Source organism: Microbacterium algeriense (assembly GCF_008868005.1).
GTDB lineage: Bacteria > Actinomycetota > Actinomycetes > Actinomycetales > Microbacteriaceae > Microbacterium > Microbacterium algeriense.
In genome coordinates this window covers 43,332-60,415 of the sequence record NZ_WAAO01000003.1, presented here as the reverse complement: position 1 = coordinate 60,415, position 17,084 = coordinate 43,332, and the positions used below count along the sequence as shown (strand labels likewise).

Sequence of the window (17,084 nt, the reverse complement as noted above, 5' to 3'; positions counted from 1 at the left end):
CCCGAAGCCCCCGCACGAAGGAGCCCATCATGGCCGGCCCCCGCCACGACCCCACGCTCTACCGCGATCGCGACGCCGTGCCGATCCGGCGCGCACTCGTCTCGGTGAGCGACAAGACCGACCTGCTCGTGCTGGCCGGCGCCCTCGCCGACGCCGGCGTGGAGATCGTCTCCACCGGTTCGACGGCTGCGACCATCCGCGACGCCGGATTCGCGGTCACCGACGTCGCTGCGGTCACCGGCGTCGCCGAGATGCTCGACGGACGGGTCAAGACGCTGCACCCCAAGATCCACGGCGGCCTGCTCGCCGACCTGCGCCTCGAGGACCACGAGCGTCAGCTCGCCGACCTCGACATCACGCCGTTCGAACTCGTGGTCGTGAACCTCTACCCGTTCGTCGAGACGGTCGCCTCCGGCGCCCAGGGCGACGACGTCGTCGAGCAGATCGACATCGGCGGTCCGGCGATGGTGCGCGCCGCGGCGAAGAACCACGCCAACGTCGCCATCGTCGTCTCGCCGCAGTCCTACCCCGGCATCATCTCCGCGCTCGACGCCGGCGGCACCTCTCTCGCCCAGCGCCGTGAGCTGGCTGCCCGCGCCTTCGCGCACACGGCCGCGTACGACACGGCGGTCGCCTCCTGGTTCGCCGAGGGCACGCTGCAGGACGACGGCGACCTCCCCACTCACCTGACGATCCAGGCCGAGCGCCTCGCGACCCTCCGCTACGGCGAGAACTCGCACCAGCGCGGCGCGATCTACACCAGGGCCGGCGGACACGGCATCGCTCAGGCGAGGCAGCTGCAGGGCAAGGAGATGTCGTACAACAACTACGTCGATGCCGACGCGGCTCTGCGCGCGGCCTACGACATGGTGAAGCCGGCCGTCGCGATCATCAAGCACGCCAACCCCTGCGGCATCGCGACCACGGCCCCGAACGCCCTCGACCCGATCGCCAGCGCGCACCTGCGCGCCCACGAGTGCGACCCGGTCTCGGCGTACGGCGGAGTGATCGCCGCGAACGGCACCGTGACGCTGAAGATGGCGGAGAACCTCAAGGACATCTTCACCGAGGTCATCGTCGCACCCTCGTTCGAGCCGGCTGCGCTCGAGGTGTTCAAGGCCAAGAAGAACCTGCGTCTGCTGCAGCTGCCCGAGGACTGGCAGCAGGAGCGGATGGATGTGCGTCTGGTCTCCGGGGGGCTCCTGCTGCAGGACGCAGACCGCTTCCCCGACGACATCGTCTCGGTCGCGAAGAACTGGGAGCTGGTCTCGGGGGAGCGCCCGAGCGACGAGGAGATGGAGAACCTCATCTTCGCGTGGAAGGCCTGCCGCGCCGTGAAGTCCAACGCGATCGTGCTCGCGAAGGACAACGCCACGGTCGGGGTCGGCATGGGCCAGGTCAACCGCGTGGACTCGTGCCGCCTCGCCGTGGAGCGAGCGGGCGATCGCGCGGCCGGATCCGTCGCCTCCTCCGACGCGTTCTTCCCGTTCGCGGACGGCGCGCAGGTGCTGATCGACGCCGGCGTGAAGGCGATCGTCCAGCCCGGTGGCTCCGTGCGCGACGAGGAAGTGATCGACGCTGCCCGCAAGGCCGGAGTCACGATGTTCTTCACCGGAGAGCGTCACTTCTTCCACTGAGCCGAGACCCCCGGTTTCCGTCGAGACCCCGGTGTGCAGACGTCCGCACACCGGGGTCTCGTCGCGGGGGCGGGGCCTCGGCGAAGCGGCACCGCGATGTCCGATTTCCGCCAGTCGAGGTCGGGGGTGCGTGGCAGAGTGGGGGGATGAGCCTCCCCCTGGTCGACTTCGATGAGCGCTACCGTGCGATCAGCGCGCGCGACACCCGCTTCGACGGACAGTTCGTGACGGCCGTGCGCTCGACCGGAATCTACTGCCGACCGAGCTGCCCTGCGCGCACGCCGAAGCCCCAGAACGTCACCTTCTATCCTACCAGCGCGGCTGCCCACGAGGCCGGCTACCGGGCGTGCAAGCGCTGCCTTCCCGAAGCCGCGCCCGGGTCCCCGGCGTGGGACGTCCGCGGTGACGTCGCGGCGAGGGCCATGCGCCTCATCTCCGCCGGGGTGGTCGAACGCGAAGGCGTGCCGGGGCTCGCGGCGCGTCTCGGGTACTCGAGTCGGCACCTGACCCGCCTGCTGTCCTCGGAGCTCGGCGCTGGACCGCTCGCGCTCGCCCGCGCCCACCGCGCGCACACCGCGCGGATGCTCCTCGTCGGCACCGACATGCCGATCTCCGACGTCGCGTTCTCCGCCGGATTCGCCAGCATCCGCCAGTGCAACGACACGATCCGCGAGGTGTTCGGCCTGACCCCCGGTGAGCTCAGGGCGCGTCGCCGGACCCCCGCTCCCGCGGTTCCCGGCTCGATCGACCTCGTGCTTCCCTATCGGGGGCCTCTCGATGCGAGCGGGATCTTCGCCTGGATGGATGCCCGTGCCGTCGCGGGCGTGGAGGAGGCGGGCCCGAGCTCGTTCTCGCGACACCTGCGGATGGCCGGCGGCCCCGCCTGGTTCGAGGTGCGACAGGACGAATCGTCGCGTCTGCACCTGCGGGCCCGCGTCGCCAGGCTCGGTGACCTCGCCCCGCTGGTCTCGACCGTGCGCCGCATCTTCGATCTCGATGCCGACCCGCTGGCGATCGAGGAGGCGCTGTCCGCGCATCCCGAGCTCGCACCGATCGTGGCCAGGACCCCCGGGATGCGCGTGCCGGGGTCTGCGGACCCGCACGAGATGCTCATCCGCGCCATGATCGGGCAGCAGATCACGGTGGTCGCAGCTCGCACGGCGCTCACGGCGCTCACCGCGGCGCTGGGGGAGCGCGCCGAAGACGGCCTCCTCTTCCCCACGATGGACGCGATCGCCGAACACGGGGCCGAGGTGCTCCGCGGTCCGGCCGCGCGGATCCGTGCCATCACCGGTGCTGCCGCCGCCCTCGCCGACGGCTCGCTGCCGCTCACGGTGGGCGACGACGGCGCGGAGCAGCGGGCCCGGCTGCTCGCGATGCCGGGGATCGGCCCCTGGACAGCGGACTACGTGCGCATGCGCGTCCTCGGCGACCCCGACGTCCTGCTGCCGGGGGATGTCGCCCTCCGCGCCGGTGCCGCCGCCGTCGGACTCCCCGCCGAGGCGAAGCCGCTCACCGCTTGGGCGGAGCGCACGGCCCCGTGGCGCAGCTATCTGAGCGCCCACCTCTGGCGCGCCGCCCCGGTGCGTCCGGCCGGCCCTCGCCGAGCAGCACCGCCCTCGGCGCAGCACCCCATCGCAGACACGTCCACGAAGGAGAAGTCATGACCGCGCTCATCCAGACCATCGAGACCCCGGACGGGGCCTTCACGATCCTCGCCGACGACCGGCAGCGGGTGCTGGCATCCGGCTGGACCTCCGACGTCGAGGCGATCCTGGCGAGACTCTCGCCCGCCGTCCGTCCGGAGCATCTCGCGGACGGCGAGACGGAGGCGGCAGCGGCGACGCACGCGTACTACGCCGGTGACGTCACGGCGATCGACACCGTCGCGGTGAAGCAGACCGGCACCGCGCTCCAGCTCGCCGGCTGGTCCGCGCTCCGCAGCATCGCGCCGGGAGAGCCTCTCACCTACACCGGCTTCGCGACTCGGCTCGGAAGCCCGACGGCGGTGCGCGCCGCCGCGTCCATCTGCGCGCGCAACGCACCGGCGCTGTTCGTGCCCTGTCACCGCGTGCTGCGCACGGACGGCAGCCTCGGGGGATTCGCCTGGGGTCTCGATGTCAAGGAGCGCCTCCTCGCCCGGGAGGCCGCCGCCCGCTGAGTCAGCCGCGCCGAGGTCCCAGGCGTTCACCTGGCCTGCAATACATCGCTTTCAACGGCAGTAGCGTGTAATACTTTGCACGCCACCACCGAATCTCGATCCGAGTCCCGAAGGAGCGCACTCGCCGATCATCGCCTTGAGCAGTGTTGCCGCGGCTCGCACCGAAGCGGGGAAAGCTGCGTCTCGCGCAGGGCGTCGGTCGTCCCGGCGACGGTTTCGTTCCTGAGGGGCCGCGACAGCGAGAGGCGTGCCATGCGAAACACGATGAGAACAGGGAAGAGGAGCGGGGTCGACTCCCGCCTGTCGGCAGCCGCGCGTCTGGTGCGGCGTCGACGGCGGAACGGTCCGCTGCGGCCGATCTCGCTCCTGGTCGCTGCGGCGATCGCGCTCCCTCTCGGAGTGATGGCACCGCTCGCAGCGCCGACTGCGCAGGCGCTCGACAACGGCCTGGCGCTCACTCCGCCCATGGGGTGGAACAGCTGGAACCAGGTGCACTGCAACGATCTGTCCGAGGCAGCGGTGAAGTCCGCCGTGGAGGCGATCGTGGACCGAGGACTGAAGTCCGTCGGATACGAGTACGTCGTCGTCGACGACTGCTGGCAGGGCGGACGAGACGACCATGGTGAGCTGTTCGCTGACCCGGTCCGGTTTCCCTCAGGCATCGAAGCCCTCGCGACCTATGTGCACGATGCGGGGCTGAAGTTCGGCATCTACAGCTCTCCCGGAAGCGAGACGTGTGCGAACTACTGGGACGGCTATCCGGTCACGGGCATCGCGAGCTTCGGACACGAGGCGCAGGATGCCCAGACCTTCGCGGACTGGGGCGTGGACTACCTGAAGTACGACTGGTGCCGCGCCGACGTGACGAACGGACTCGAGCGCCCCGCCGCTTTCGCGAAGATGCGCGATGCTCTTGCCGCGACCGGGCGGCCGATCGTCTACGGCATCTCGGAGTACGGCGAGACCAAGCCGTGGACGTGGGCCGGACCGGTCGCGAACCTCTGGCGCACCACTGGGGACATCGGCCCCCGCTGGTCGTCTGTCCTCTCCATCATCAACTCCCAGGCCGGGCTGTCCTCCTACGCCGGCCCGGGCGCATGGAACGACCCGGACATGCTGCAGACCGGAAACGGGTCGATGACCCTGGCCGAGAACAGGAGCCACTTCGGGATGTGGGCGATGCTGGCTGCGCCGCTGTTCCTCGGCACCGATGTGTCGGCTCTCAGCGCAGACGTCCTCGCCGTCGTCGGGAACAGGGAGATCGTCGACATCGATCAGGATCCCCTCGGAGCTCAGGCCGAGCGCATATCGGACGTCGGGGGAGCGCAGGTGTGGGCTCGGCGGCTCGCGGGCGATGAGCTGGCGGTCGCCCTCCTGAACACCGCGGATCAGGCGCAGACGATCACCACATCCCTGTCAGCCGTTCACGCGTCGGGGGATGCCTACGTGGTGCGGGATGCCTGGGCGCAGAAGGACCTGTACAACGCGACCCGGTCGGTGAGCGCGCGCGTCGGCGCGCACGACACCGTGATCCTCCGCCTCGCTCCCGGTACCGACCCCGCGCTGCCCGGTCTGGTCACGGCCTCAGGTGCCGGGACGCTCTCGCAGGGTCGAACCGGCGTCGTTCCGGTGGTCGTGTCGAATTCAGGCGCCGTCCCGCTCGAAGGGGCGACCCTCACGGTGGGTGGCGTCGACGGTGTGGACACAGGAGGCGCCCCGTATCCGATCCCTTCCGTACCCGCGGGCGGTGAAGCGACGGTCGACGTGAGCGTCTCGGTGTCGACGTCGGTCGCGCTCGGGGAGAAGACGCTGCCGTTGAAGCTGTCCACGGGCGGCGACGGGTCCGTCTCGGTGACGGTCGTGCCGCCGGCGCCCTCGACGAACACCCACGTGTCCGACCTGACGTTCGTCCGCGCTGAGACCGGTTGGGGCCAGGTGCGGAAGGACGTCAGCGTGGAGCAGCGGCCGCTCACTGTGAACGGAACGGTGACGCAGAAGGGGATCGGAAGCCACGCGAAGTCCGCGGTGCAGGTGTGGTTGGGCGCGCAGTGCAGCCGGCTCGTCGGCGCTCTGGGCATCGACGACGAGACGTCGGGCGGGGACACGACCTGGGGTACTCCGTCGATCGGAGGGGAGATCAGCGGTGATGACCGCACTCTGTGGCGAGCCGACGGCGTCATCGGCTACCGACAGCGACAGGACTTCCGTCTCGATGTGCGGGGGGTCGAGATGCTGACACTCGTCGTCGACGATGCGGGGAACGGCAATGCCTACGATCACGCCGACTGGCTGGACATGCAGCTCGAGTGCGCGCCGGTGCCGCCGCCCGTGGTGACTTCGTCCGCTCCCGTGCTCAGGGTGCGTGAGTCCGCGACCGTGACCGCCGCGCATCTGCGGCCGGGATCCACGGCGACGTTCGAACTCCACTCCGCCCCCCGCGTGCTCGGAACAGCCGTCGCGGATGAGGAGGGCGTCGCTCGACTCACGTTCACCGTGCCGGCCGTCGACGCCGGGACACACGAACTGATCGCGATCGGTCAGGACGCCGCCGGAAGCGCCGCGCGCGCCTCCGTCACCGTCACCGTGGAACGGCGGACGAGCGCGAGCTTCCCGTGCCCGCGCGGTCACGGCGCGGCGCACCCCGGGCGCGGACTCGGCCCCCGCTGGCTTCCGCCGGCGGCGTGGCTGCGTTGCTGCTGACCCCGCACACCGTCACGTCGATCATCGCCGGTCGGTGGGCGTCCTTCGCGACGCACACCGACCGGCCAGTCAGCCGCGCCGATGCGAGCTCAACACTCGGATCGGGAATGAGTCTTGTGTTCAGCTGGTTCACAGCAATAGGCTGGTGGGCTGTCGCGCCAACCGGACGACATCGCCGAGCCCCTGAGGAGGACACCATGACCACGATCGCCACCGCGCGGATCGCAGCTCTCGGCTCGACCCCGGCGCGTCCGCTCTCCTAGAGCCACCCCGCCCCACCTTCTGCATCGGATGCCGGACCCTGTGGGTCCGCTCTCGCATCCGTCCCCTTCCGCAACCGCTGTCCATACGAAACTCGTCTGAGAGACATGTCCTCCTCGCCCTCCGTGCAGAATCCCTCACCTTCATCGACCCTTTCCACTCCGGCCGCACTGTGGCGCCTGAAGCCCTTCGTGAAGCCGGTCATCTGGCGGCTCGCCGGCGGAGCAGCCAGCGCGCTCATCGCCGCCGTCATCGCCCTGATGATCCCGATCGTCCTCGAGCAGATCATCAGCGGCCCCGTCCGCTCCGGCGAGATCAGTGCGATCGTCTGGGGCGCGCTCGCCGTGTTCGCGCTCGCCCTCGGCGAGGCGCTCATGGTGTGGCTGCGTCGCCAGTTCGTGCTCAACCCGGCCACGCAGGTCGAGTACAGGATGCGCACCGAGCTGTACTCGCGGCTGCAGACGCTGCCGGTGTCCTTCCACGACCGGTGGGGGTCGGGACAGCTGCTCAGCCGCATGATGCAGGACATCGGCCTCATCCGCCGCTGGCTCGCGTTCGGCCTCGTGCTGCTGGTCGTCAACATCCTCACGATCATCATCGGCTCCGTGCTCCTGTTCCGGTGGCACTGGCTGCTCGGCACGATCTTCCTGGTCACGGCGATCCCGCTGTGGATCCGCGGCTACCTGTTCGAGAAGCGCTACGGTGCGCTCACCCGCCGCAGCCAGGATCAGGCCGGCGACCTCGCGACCAGCGTCGAGGAGAGTGTGCACGGCATCCGCGTGCTCAAGGCCTTCGGTCGCGGAAAGCACGCCCTGAGCCGCTTCAGCCGCCAGGCCGAGACGCTGCGCGAGACCGAGATGAGCAAGGCGGGCGCGATCGCGTCGATCTGGTTCTGGCTCGACCTCATGCCGCAGATCGCGTTCGGTCTGAGCCTGATGTCGGGCATCTGGCTGATCTCTCAGGGGCAGATCGACGAGGCGCAGCTGTTCGCCTTCTTCGCGATGGCCGTCGTGCTGCGGTGGCCCATCGAGTCGATCGGCTTCCTGTTCTCGTTCATGCTCGACGCCCGGACGGCCACGGACCGCGTGTTCGACATCTTCTCCGAGACCAACACCATCACCGACCCCGAGCACCCGGTGCACATCGAGAACCCGCGCGGAGAGCTCGCGTTCGAGAACGCGCACTTCCGCTACCAGGACGCCGGCTCCGGTGAGCGCGATCTGCTCGACGGCATCGACCTGGTGCTCCGCCCCGGCGAGACGATGGCACTCGTGGGTCTGACCGGCAGCGGCAAGACGACGCTGACCACGCTGCCCACGCGTCTCTACGACGTCACGGGCGGCAGAGTCACGCTCGACGGCGTCGACGTGCGCGATCTCCCGCTGGCAGAGCTCCGCCAGCACATCGCCATGGCGTTCGAGGACGCGACGCTGTTCTCGGCGACCGTCCGGGAGAACGTGCTGCTCGGTCGCGCCGAGCTCGACGTGCACAGCGAGGAGGCCGAGCGCGTGCTCCGCGAAGCGCTCGACGTGGCCCAGGCCGGATTCGTGGACTCGCTGCCCGACGGCGTCGAGACCGTGATCGGCGAAGAGGGGCTCAGCCTCTCCGGTGGTCAGCGTCAGCGGCTCGCCCTCGCCCGTGCGGTCGCGGCGAAGCCGAAGGTCCTCGTGCTCGACGACCCGCTGTCGGCGCTCGACGTCGACACCGAGGCGCTGGTGGAGGAGGCGCTCCGCCACGTGCTCGCCGACACCACCGCCATGATCGTCGCGCATCGCCCGTCGACGGTCGCGCTCGCCGATCGCGTGGCCCTGCTCGAAGCCGGCCGTGTGACGGCGGTCGGGACGCACTCCGAGCTGCTGAAGACGAGCCGGCACTACCGTCACGTCATCTCCAGCCTCGAGGCGGAGGAGGCGGCGCGGACGGGAGCGATCCCGATCATCCGCGATGAGCAGGCCGAGATCGACGAAGAGGTCCGTGCGGGCCTCGGGATGCAGGCCGCCGACGAAGACCCGATCACCGAGAAGGAGGTGCAGCGATGAGCTCCGCCGTCACCGGAACCCAGAACGAGGACCGTTCCGAGTACACCCGCGAGGAGAGCAGGGAGATCCGTCGTCGGTCCCTCCGTCTGCTCGGATCCCTGGTCAGCCCGCTGAAGCCGCGGATCGTGCTCGCTGCCGTCGTCCTCGTCATCTCGACCGCACTGCAGGTGGCCGGACCGATCCTGATCAGCATCGGTCTCGACCGGGCGCTGCCTGCGGTGCTCGAGCGTGCCGACTGGATGCCGACGTTCATGATCGGAGGCATCTACCTGCTGGCCGGTGCGCTCGCGGCGGCCCTGATCGCGTGGTACGTCATCATCGCGGCCAAGCTGACCCAGGCGGTGCTGCTCGACCTGCGCAAGCGCATCTTCCTGCACACCCAGCGCCTGAGCCTGGAGTTCCACGAGTCGTACACGTCCGGTCGGATCATCTCGCGCCAGACCAGCGACCTCGACTCCATCAAGGAGCTCCTCGACGGCGGCCTGAACGAGCTCGTCTCCGGTGTGCTGTTCGGTCTGTTCACGTTCATCGCGCTCTGCTTCTGGGACTGGCAGTCGGGGCTGATCCTCGCGATCGGCGGGGTGCCGCTCTTCTTCCTGATGCGGTGGTTCTACTCCCGATCGCAGCTCGTGTACCGCGAGTCCCGCGTCATCAGCGCCAAGGTCATCGTGCAGTTCGTGGAGACGATGACCGGCATCCGCGCCGTCAAGGCGTTCCGCAAGGAGCCCCGCAACGACAAGGCCTTCCAGGACATCGCGGGGGAGTACCGCGACGTGAACCGCCGCTCGATGCTGCTGTTCGGCACGTTCGAGCCCGGCCTGATGGGCGTCGCAGCGCTCGTGCTCGGCATCGTCGTGCTCTGGGGCGGCATCCGCGTCTCCGAGGGTGCGCTGACCGTCGGCGTGCTGCTGTCGGCCGTGCTGTACGTGCGCAACTTCTTCGCGCCGATGCAGGAGATCGCGATGTTCCTGAACTCCTACCAGTCGGCGACGGCCGCGCTGGAGAAGGTGTCCGGTGTGCTGGAGGAGGTGCCGACGGTTCCGGACCCCGAGAAGCCGGTCGACCTCTGGGAATCGCGTGGACACATCCGCTTCGACGAGGTGACGTTCGGGTACAACGGCGAGAAGACGATCCTCCCGAACTTCTCCCTCGACATCCCGGCGGGGCAGACGATCGCCCTGGTGGGGACGACCGGTGCGGGCAAGTCCACGCTGGCGAAGCTCATCTCTCGGTTCTACGACCCTTCCCAGGGGCGGGTGACGCTCGACGGTGTCGACCTGCGGTCGCTGCACCCGAAGGACCTTCGGCGCGCGATCGTCATGGTCACCCAGGAGGCGTACCTGTTCAGCGGGACGGTCGCGGACAACATCGCGCTCGGCAAGCCGGATGCGACGCTCGAGGAGATCAAGGCGGCGGCGCGAGCGGTGGGCGCCGACGGGTTCATCTCGTCGCTGCCCGATGGCTACGGCACCGACGTGAACAAGCGCGGAGGCCGGGTGTCGGCCGGTCAGCGGCAGCTCATCTCGTTCGCCAGGGCCTTCCTCGCCGACCCGTCGGTGCTGATCCTCGACGAGGCCACGGCCTCGCTGGACATCCCGTCCGAGCGGTTGATCCAGGATGCGCTGCAGACCCTGCTCAAGGACCGCACGGCGATCATCATCGCGCACCGTCTGTCGACGGTCGCGATCGCCGACAGGGTCCTGGTGATGGAGCACGGCCGCATCATCGAGGACGACACCCCCGCCGCTCTCATCGGCGGTACCGGCAAGTTCGCCCAGCTGCATGCGGCCTGGCAGGAGACACTGGTCTGATGACGCCAGCTTCTTCCGGTCGCGATATGTCAGCCATCTGGCTCAGAATGGCTGACATATCGCGACCGGAAGTCGTCTCCGGCGTGGGTAGCATCGGTACATGGATCCCTTGCTGCTCGTCGCGGAGTGGTGGTGGATCGCGCCCACCGCAGCGGCTGCGGGGACGGCGGGTGCGCTCGGGCTCCGGAGGCGGAGCACCGTGAGCGGCCGGCGCCTCGAGGTCGACGCGGCCCGTCACGACCTCCGGAACGCGCAGCGGGCCCTGGCCGAGCGTCGGGTCGCGTTGAAGATCGCCCGCGCCGACCTGGCTCGCGTCACCGCGGAGCGGGCGGCACAGCGCGCGACGGCCGAGCAGGTCGCCGCCGCCCGGCGGATCCTGCGGGAGCGGGAGCGCGATGCCAAGGCGATGTCGGCGGACGTGCGGGCGCGTCAGGTGCGGCTGAACGCCGCACGGGCGGCGATCCCGTCCGCCTCGGAGCCCTCGCCGGTCGAGCGGCTCCAGGCCGCGCACGACGCCGTGACCGCACGCTGGATGCGCTACGAGACCGACCCCTCGTTGCAGATCGCCTACCCCGCCATGACGGATGTGAAGCGGCCGGCGACGGCGGCGTACTTCCGTGCGGCCGGGCATGCTGCGGACATGCGCCGCGCGGCGACGGGACGCATCACCCCTGCCGACTTCGCCGCGTATCGCGATGCCGTGACCGAGCTGGAGCGCGCCTTCGAGGCCGCAGAGCACGAGGCGAAGGTGCACGCGGGGGAGGTGCCGACGACCCCCGCGTGGCAGGACACCGCGCAGGAGATGCTCAGCCGGTCGGCCGAGGCCATCGACCGCGCGGCGGGAGCGGCGGCCGCGGCACTCTCGTCGTGGACGAACCGCCGGAAGCCGCGCAACCCCGACGACCGACCCTGATCTCCGTCGGGGGCTGCGCGCTCACGCCTCGACGGTGCGGGTGCGGATGAGCTCCCGGTACCAGTGGCCCGAGTCCTTGACCGTGCGCTCGAGCGAGTCGAAGTCCACGCGGACGATGCCGAAGCGCTTGGCGTAGCCGTATCCCCATTCGAAGTTGTCGAGCAGCGACCACACGAAATACCCGCGCAGGTCGACGCCGCGCTCCAGGGCCCGATGGGCGGCGGTGAAGTGCCTGCGCAGATAGTCGGTCCGCTCGCGGTCGTGCACGGCGCCGTCCGGCGCGACCTCGTCGTCGAAGGCCGCGCCGTTCTCGGTCACCATGAGCGGCTGCTCCGGGAACTGCTCCGAGAGCGAGACGAGCAGCTCCTCGAGCCCCTCCGGAGCGATGTTCCATCCCATGGCGGTGTAGGGTCCCGGCTGCTCGACGAACTCGACCAGCCGGTCGCTGCCCGGCCAGGCGGTTCCGCCCGTGGCACCCTTGTGGCCGTCGTTCTCCTGCTTCGGAGAGACGCCGTCCCACAGGCGCACGGTCGCCGTCGAGTAGTAGTTCACCCCGAGCACGTCGATCGGCTGCGCGATCGTGGCGAGGTCTCCCTCCCGCACGAAGCTCCAGTCCGACACCGATGCGGTGTCCTCGAGCAGGTCGGCGGGGTACTCCCCGCGCAGCATCGGACCGGTGAAGGCGCGGTTGGCGAGGGCGTCGATGCGGCGCATGGCCTCGGCCGCCCCGTCGCCCTGCCCGCGCAGTACGTGGAAGTTCAACGTGACGGAGTAGTCGGGATCCCCGGTCGAGGTGGCGCGGAGCGCCTGCACAGCCCGACCGTGAGCGAGGTTGAGGTGGTGCACCGCCGACAGCGCGGAGGCGGGCTCGTGGCGGCCTGGCGCGTGACCGCCTTGACCGTACCCGAGGTACGCGGAGCACCAGGGCTCGTTGAGCGTGGTCCAGGTGTGCACGCGGTCACCCAGCGCCGCGCCCATGACCTCGGCGTATCGCTCGAAGGCATCCGTCGTGGCTCGGGAGGTCCAGCCGCCGGCGTCCTCCAGGTATTGCGGCAGGTCCCAGTGATACAGCGTCGCGACCGGACGGATGCCGCGCTCGAGGAGGCCGTCGACGAGCCGGGAGTAGAAGTCCACCCCCGCCTGGTTCACCTCTCCGGTGGCGGTGGGGACGATACGCGGCCACGCGATCGAGAACCGGTAGGCCTGCAGCCCGAGCGCGGCCATCAGGTCGAGGTCCTCGTCGACGCGGTGATAGTGATCGCACGCGACGTCGCCGGTGTCGCCGTTCCACACCCGCCCCGGCGTCTTGCTGAACGTGTCCCAGATCGATGGGGTGCGTCCGTCCTCGGCCGCGGCACCCTCGATCTGGTACGCGGCCGTGGCCGACCCGAACGTGAAGTCCTCCGGGAACACCAGGCCGGAGCCGCGGTAGTCGTCGCGGGGCGGGAAGAGGGTGGTCATGCCGTGATCTCCTCGAGGTCGATGGTGTGCTCCTCTGCGCGCCCGTCCGGGTTCGTCACGGTCACGACGGTGCTGCCGGAGCCGCCAGGGAAGACACGGAATCGGAGTCCCTCATGGTAGTCGTAGTCCGGGCGGTCGACGCGCGCTCCCCAAGGCAGGGCGGTGCCGGGGCGCACGTACAGCGGCAGCGAGTCGAATCCGTGGTGCTCACGCCGCCATCCGCCCCCGCTGACCGTCTCTCCGGTGAGGAGCGACGTCCAGGCCCCGGGCGGGAGGTAGAACTCGACCTCGCCGTCCTCCGTGAACACCGGGGCCACCAGCAGCGACGACCCGAGCATGTACTGCCGGTCCAGGTACGCGACCGCGGGGTCGTCCGGGAACTCCAGCACCATCGGCCGCAGCAGGGGAACGCCGGTCGCCGCCGCATCCAGCCCCTGCTGGAAGAGGTACGGCATCAGGCGCATCTTGAGGTGCGTGAACTGCCTCGTCACCTCCACGGCCTCCTCGTCGAACGCCCACGGCACCCGGTACGAGCTCGAGCCATGGAAGCGCGAGTGCGACCCGAGCAGTCCGAAAGCGGTCCAGCGCTTGAAGACCCCGGCATCGGGCGTGCCCTCGAAGCCGCCGATGTCGTGACTCCAGAAGGCGAAGCCGGAGAGGGCGAGCGACAGGCCGCCGCGCAGTGTCTCGGCCATCGACGTGTAGGTCGAGGTGGAGTCACCTCCCCAGTGCACGGGCATGCTCTGCCCGCCGGCGGTCGCGGATCGGGCGAACACCACCGCATCGCCCTCCCCGCGCGTCTCGGTCAGCACCTCGTGCACCGCGCGGTTGTACAGGTCGGCGTAGAGGTTGTGCATGCGCTCCGGGTCGGCGCCGTCCGCCCACACCACGTCGGTGGGGATGCGCTCGCCGAAGTCGGTCTTGAAGCAGTCGACCCCCTGTGCGATGAGCCGACGCAGGTGGGACTGGTACCAGGCCGTCGCGTCGGGGTTCGTGAAGTCGACCAGTCCCATGCCGGCCTGCCACAGATCCCACTGCCACACCGAGCCGTCGGCGCGTCGCACGAGGAAGCCCTGATCGGCCGCCTCCCGGAACAGAGGGGAACGCTGGGCGATGTACGGATTGATCCAGACGCAGACCCGCAGGTCCTTGTCGTGCAGGCGGTCCAGCATCCCCTCCGGGTCCGGGAAGACCCGCGGATCCCATTCGAAGTCGCACCACTGGAACTCGCGCATCCAGAAGCAGTCGAAGTGGAAGACCGAGACGGGGAGCTCCCGCGTCGCCATCTCGTCGAGGAACGAGTTCACCGTCTCCTCGTCGTAGTCGGTCGTGAAGCTCGTCGAGAGCCACAGCCCGTATGACCACGCGGGCACGACCGGCGGGCGTCCGGTGAGCGCGGTGTAACGGCCGAGGACGTCCTTCGGCGTCGTCCCGGCGATCACGAAGTACTCCAGCACCTCGCCGGACACCGAGAACTGCACCCGCTCGACGGCCTCGGAGCCAATCTCGTACGACACGTGCCCCGGGTCGTTCACCAGCACGCCGTAGCCGCGGGTGGAGAGGTGGAACGGCACGTTCTTGTACGCCTGCTCGCTGGAGGTCCCGCCGTCGGCGTTCCACACCTCGACGGTCTGACCGTTCTTGACGAGGGGGCCGAAGCGCTCGCCGAGTCCGTAGATGTGCTCGCCCACGCCGAGGTCGAGCTGCTCGTGGACGAACGCGTCCGCGGCGGGGGTGCCGCCGCCCTGGCGCGCGTTGCTCACGATGCCGGGATCGACCTGCGCATCGGCGGCGAGACGGATGTATCCCTGCGCCTTGTGTCCGCTGCCGGTCACCCGCCGCCCGTCGACCGCGAAGGAGAGATCCCACGGCGATCCCGGTGCGATCGTCGCCACGAGGGAGCCGGCGTCGAGGACGCCGCCGGTCTCCGACAGGGAGACCGATGCCGTACCGCGACCGGCACCGGGAAGGGCGAAGCCGCCGTGCCAGCGGCCGCCGGTGTGATGGGCGACGCGGACGCGGATCACGCCCTCGGCGGGGGAGGAGAGGGTGGTCGTCAGCACGGGCCGGTTGAGGGTGTCACCGCGTTTGGCGATGACCATCGTGGGGGCGGTGATGACCAGCCCCGGGCCGTCCGGGGTCGCGTCGGTCTCGGCGATGTCGTAGGCCTCCTGCGCGTACAGCGCGGTGACGCCGGGGCGCAGCTGCCAGAACCCGTCGGTGAACTTCATTACTTGACTGCTCCTGCCGTGATGCCCCGGGTGAGGGTGCGCTGGAAGATGAGGAAGAAGATGAGCGTCGGGATGATGCCCAGCAGGGCCGAGGCGCTCGTGGTGGTGACATCCATCAGCCGGTCGCCCTGCAGCACGCTGATCGCCACGGGAACGGTCTGATTCGCGTTCGAGGCGAGGAACGTCAGCGGGATGAGGAACTCGTTCCAGGTCCAGATGAAGAAGAAGATGAGCAGGACCGAGAGCGTCGGTCGGCTGATCGGGAAGACCACCCGCCACAGGATCTGCCAGCGGCTCGCCCCGTCGAGGGACGCCGCCTCCAGCACCTCCTTCGGGAACGTGCCGTACACCGAGGACAGCAGGTAGGTGCCGAAGGCCGCCTGGATCACCGTGAACACGATGATGACCGACCACACGCTGTCGTACAGCCCGACCGACTTGAACATGTAGTACAGCGGGTAGAGCAGGGCCTCCTGCGGGAGCAGGTTCGCCAGCAGGAACAGCAGGACGATCCAGGAGCGGCCGCGCACTCGTCCGATGCCGATGGCGAACGCGTTCAGCATCGAGATCACCACGGCCAGCACGGCGACGATGCCGGAGATGAAGATCGAGTTCCAGACCTTCTCCGGGAAGTTCACCCGCTCCCAGAACTTCACGATCCCTCCGAAGTCGAGGGTCTCGGGGAGCGCGAGCGGTCCGGAGGTCGCGTAGTCCACGGGCGATTTGAACGAGTTCACGAGCACGAGGTAGAAGGGCGCGATCACGAGCAGCGCGCCGACGATGACGAGGGCGAGCAGCAGCCAGTCGATCGGACGCTTCTTGGTCATGCCGCCGCGCGGACGCGTCTTCGCGGGCTTTCCGGTGACGATGGCGGTGGTGGCGTGCATCACAGACCCGCCCTTTCCTTGCGCTCGAGCGAGTTCTGGACGCGGATGAACACGATCGACACGATCACCACGACGATGGTGAGGACGGTCGCGATCGTGGCGCCGTAGCCGACGTTCCGCTTCGTGAAGAACTCCTGGTACGCGTAGTACGCGGGCACCAGGGTGGCACCGGCGGGACCGCCGCGCGTGATGATGTAGACCGGCCCGAACACCTTGAGGGCGGCGATCGTGCAGGTCAGGGTGACGACGAAGATCTCCGGCCGGATGATGCTCATGGTGATCGCCGTGAAGCGCTGGAGCCAGTTCGCCCCGTCGAGCTCCGCCGCCTCGTAGAGCTCGGGGTCGACGCGCTGCAGCGCCGCCATGAACACCACGACCGGGTAGCCGAGCTGCACCCAGACCATGACCACCATCAGCACGATGAGCGCGGAGGGCATCTGGCCGAGCCAGTCGTAGGCGGGCAGGCCGAACCAGCCGAGGATCTGGTTGAGTGCCCCGTCCCCGCCGGGGCGCACGATCCAGCCGATGACGATGCCGGCGACGGCGATCGGGAGGATCTGCGGGAGGTAGTAGGTGGCACGCAGGAAGCTGCCGACCTTGCCGCCGAACTTGCGTCCGACGACGTCGAAGAGGAGGGCGGCGACGATGAGACCGACGATCGTGGGAACGACGACCATCGCGATGATCATCCACACCGAGTTCGTGAACGACGTCCAGAAGTCGCTGTCGGTGAGGATCTTCTGCCAGTTCTCGAGGCCGATGAACTCGGGGCTGCGCACGCCCCGCCATTTGGTGAACGTGAGGTACACGTTCCAGATGAGCGGGACGATCACGATGACGAGCAGCAGGACGAAGCCGGGGAGCAGATACATCCAGTAGGCGCCGGTCCCTCCGCGGCGCTGCGGGATCGACGGCTGTTCGGGCGGCAGCTTCGTGCGGCCCTCGCGGCGGGTGGCGAGTGACATGTTCATCTCCAGGGGGTG

At 69.4% G+C, this 17,084-nt stretch carries 11 protein-coding genes; 7 read left to right on the top strand and 4 right to left on the bottom strand.

From position 1 onward, the window contains the following. The first annotated feature begins 29 nt into the window (after positions 1–29). The 7 genes from purH to F6A08_RS13985 all read left to right on the top strand — a co-directional run bounded on the left by purH (position 30) and on the right by F6A08_RS13985 (position 11,522). A complete protein-coding gene (gene purH, locus F6A08_RS14015) occupies positions 30–1,637 on the top strand; it encodes a bifunctional phosphoribosylaminoimidazolecarboxamide formyltransferase/IMP cyclohydrolase (RefSeq protein ID WP_124895009.1) in 1,608 nt (535 codons plus the stop codon). 146 nt (positions 1,638–1,783) lie between these two features. Beyond that, the gene (locus F6A08_RS14010; RefSeq protein ID WP_151459787.1) at positions 1,784–3,304 is read left to right on the top strand and encodes a DNA-3-methyladenine glycosylase 2 family protein; all 1,521 of its coding nucleotides are present in this window, start codon (positions 1,784–1,786) and stop codon (positions 3,302–3,304) included. Next, a complete protein-coding gene (locus F6A08_RS14005; protein ID WP_151459786.1) occupies positions 3,301–3,798 on the top strand; it encodes a methylated-DNA--[protein]-cysteine S-methyltransferase in 498 nt (165 codons plus the stop codon). Before F6A08_RS14010 ends, F6A08_RS14005 begins: the two co-directional genes overlap by 4 nt. 252 nt (positions 3,799–4,050) lie before the next feature. Beyond that, positions 4,051–6,498 (top strand): NPCBM/NEW2 domain-containing protein, encoded by a 2,448-nt coding sequence (locus F6A08_RS14000; protein WP_151459785.1) that lies wholly within the window; start codon positions 4,051–4,053, stop codon positions 6,496–6,498. Positions 6,499–6,866: 368 nt separating this feature from the next. Then, a complete protein-coding gene (locus F6A08_RS13995) occupies positions 6,867–8,798 on the top strand; it encodes an ABC transporter ATP-binding protein (protein WP_124895012.1) in 1,932 nt (643 codons plus the stop codon). Further along, entirely contained in the window at positions 8,795–10,609 is a 1,815-nt protein-coding gene (locus F6A08_RS13990; RefSeq protein WP_151459784.1) for an ABC transporter ATP-binding protein, read from the top strand. Before F6A08_RS13995 ends, F6A08_RS13990 begins: the two co-directional genes overlap by 4 nt. A gap of 100 nt (positions 10,610–10,709) precedes the next feature. Further along, complete coding sequence (locus tag F6A08_RS13985; protein WP_151459783.1) at positions 10,710–11,522, top strand: efflux RND transporter periplasmic adaptor subunit; 813 nt, start codon at positions 10,710–10,712, stop codon at positions 11,520–11,522. Between the two features lie 21 nt (positions 11,523–11,543). Here the strand turns inward: F6A08_RS13985 and F6A08_RS13980 are convergent, their stop codons facing one another. From F6A08_RS13980 to F6A08_RS13965, 4 genes are read right to left on the bottom strand one after another with little or no spacing between them, the layout of a single operon-like run. After that, positions 11,544–12,983 (bottom strand): GH1 family beta-glucosidase, encoded by a 1,440-nt coding sequence (locus F6A08_RS13980; protein ID WP_151459782.1) that lies wholly within the window; start codon positions 12,981–12,983, stop codon positions 11,544–11,546. Beyond that, on the bottom strand, positions 12,980–15,214 hold the full coding sequence (yicI, locus tag F6A08_RS13975; protein WP_151459781.1) for an alpha-xylosidase: 2,235 nt from the start codon (positions 15,212–15,214) through the stop codon (positions 12,980–12,982). The genes F6A08_RS13980 and yicI overlap by 4 nt, the downstream gene beginning before the upstream one ends. After that, complete coding sequence (locus tag F6A08_RS13970; RefSeq protein ID WP_225855853.1) at positions 15,214–16,101, bottom strand: carbohydrate ABC transporter permease; 888 nt, start codon at positions 16,099–16,101, stop codon at positions 15,214–15,216. Before F6A08_RS13970 ends, yicI begins: the two co-directional genes overlap by 1 nt. Beyond that, positions 16,101–17,066, bottom strand: a complete 966-nt coding sequence (locus tag F6A08_RS13965) for a carbohydrate ABC transporter permease (RefSeq protein ID WP_017204084.1) — start codon at positions 17,064–17,066, stop codon at positions 16,101–16,103. The genes F6A08_RS13970 and F6A08_RS13965 overlap by 1 nt, the downstream gene beginning before the upstream one ends. Between the last annotated feature and the right edge of the window lie 18 nt (positions 17,067–17,084).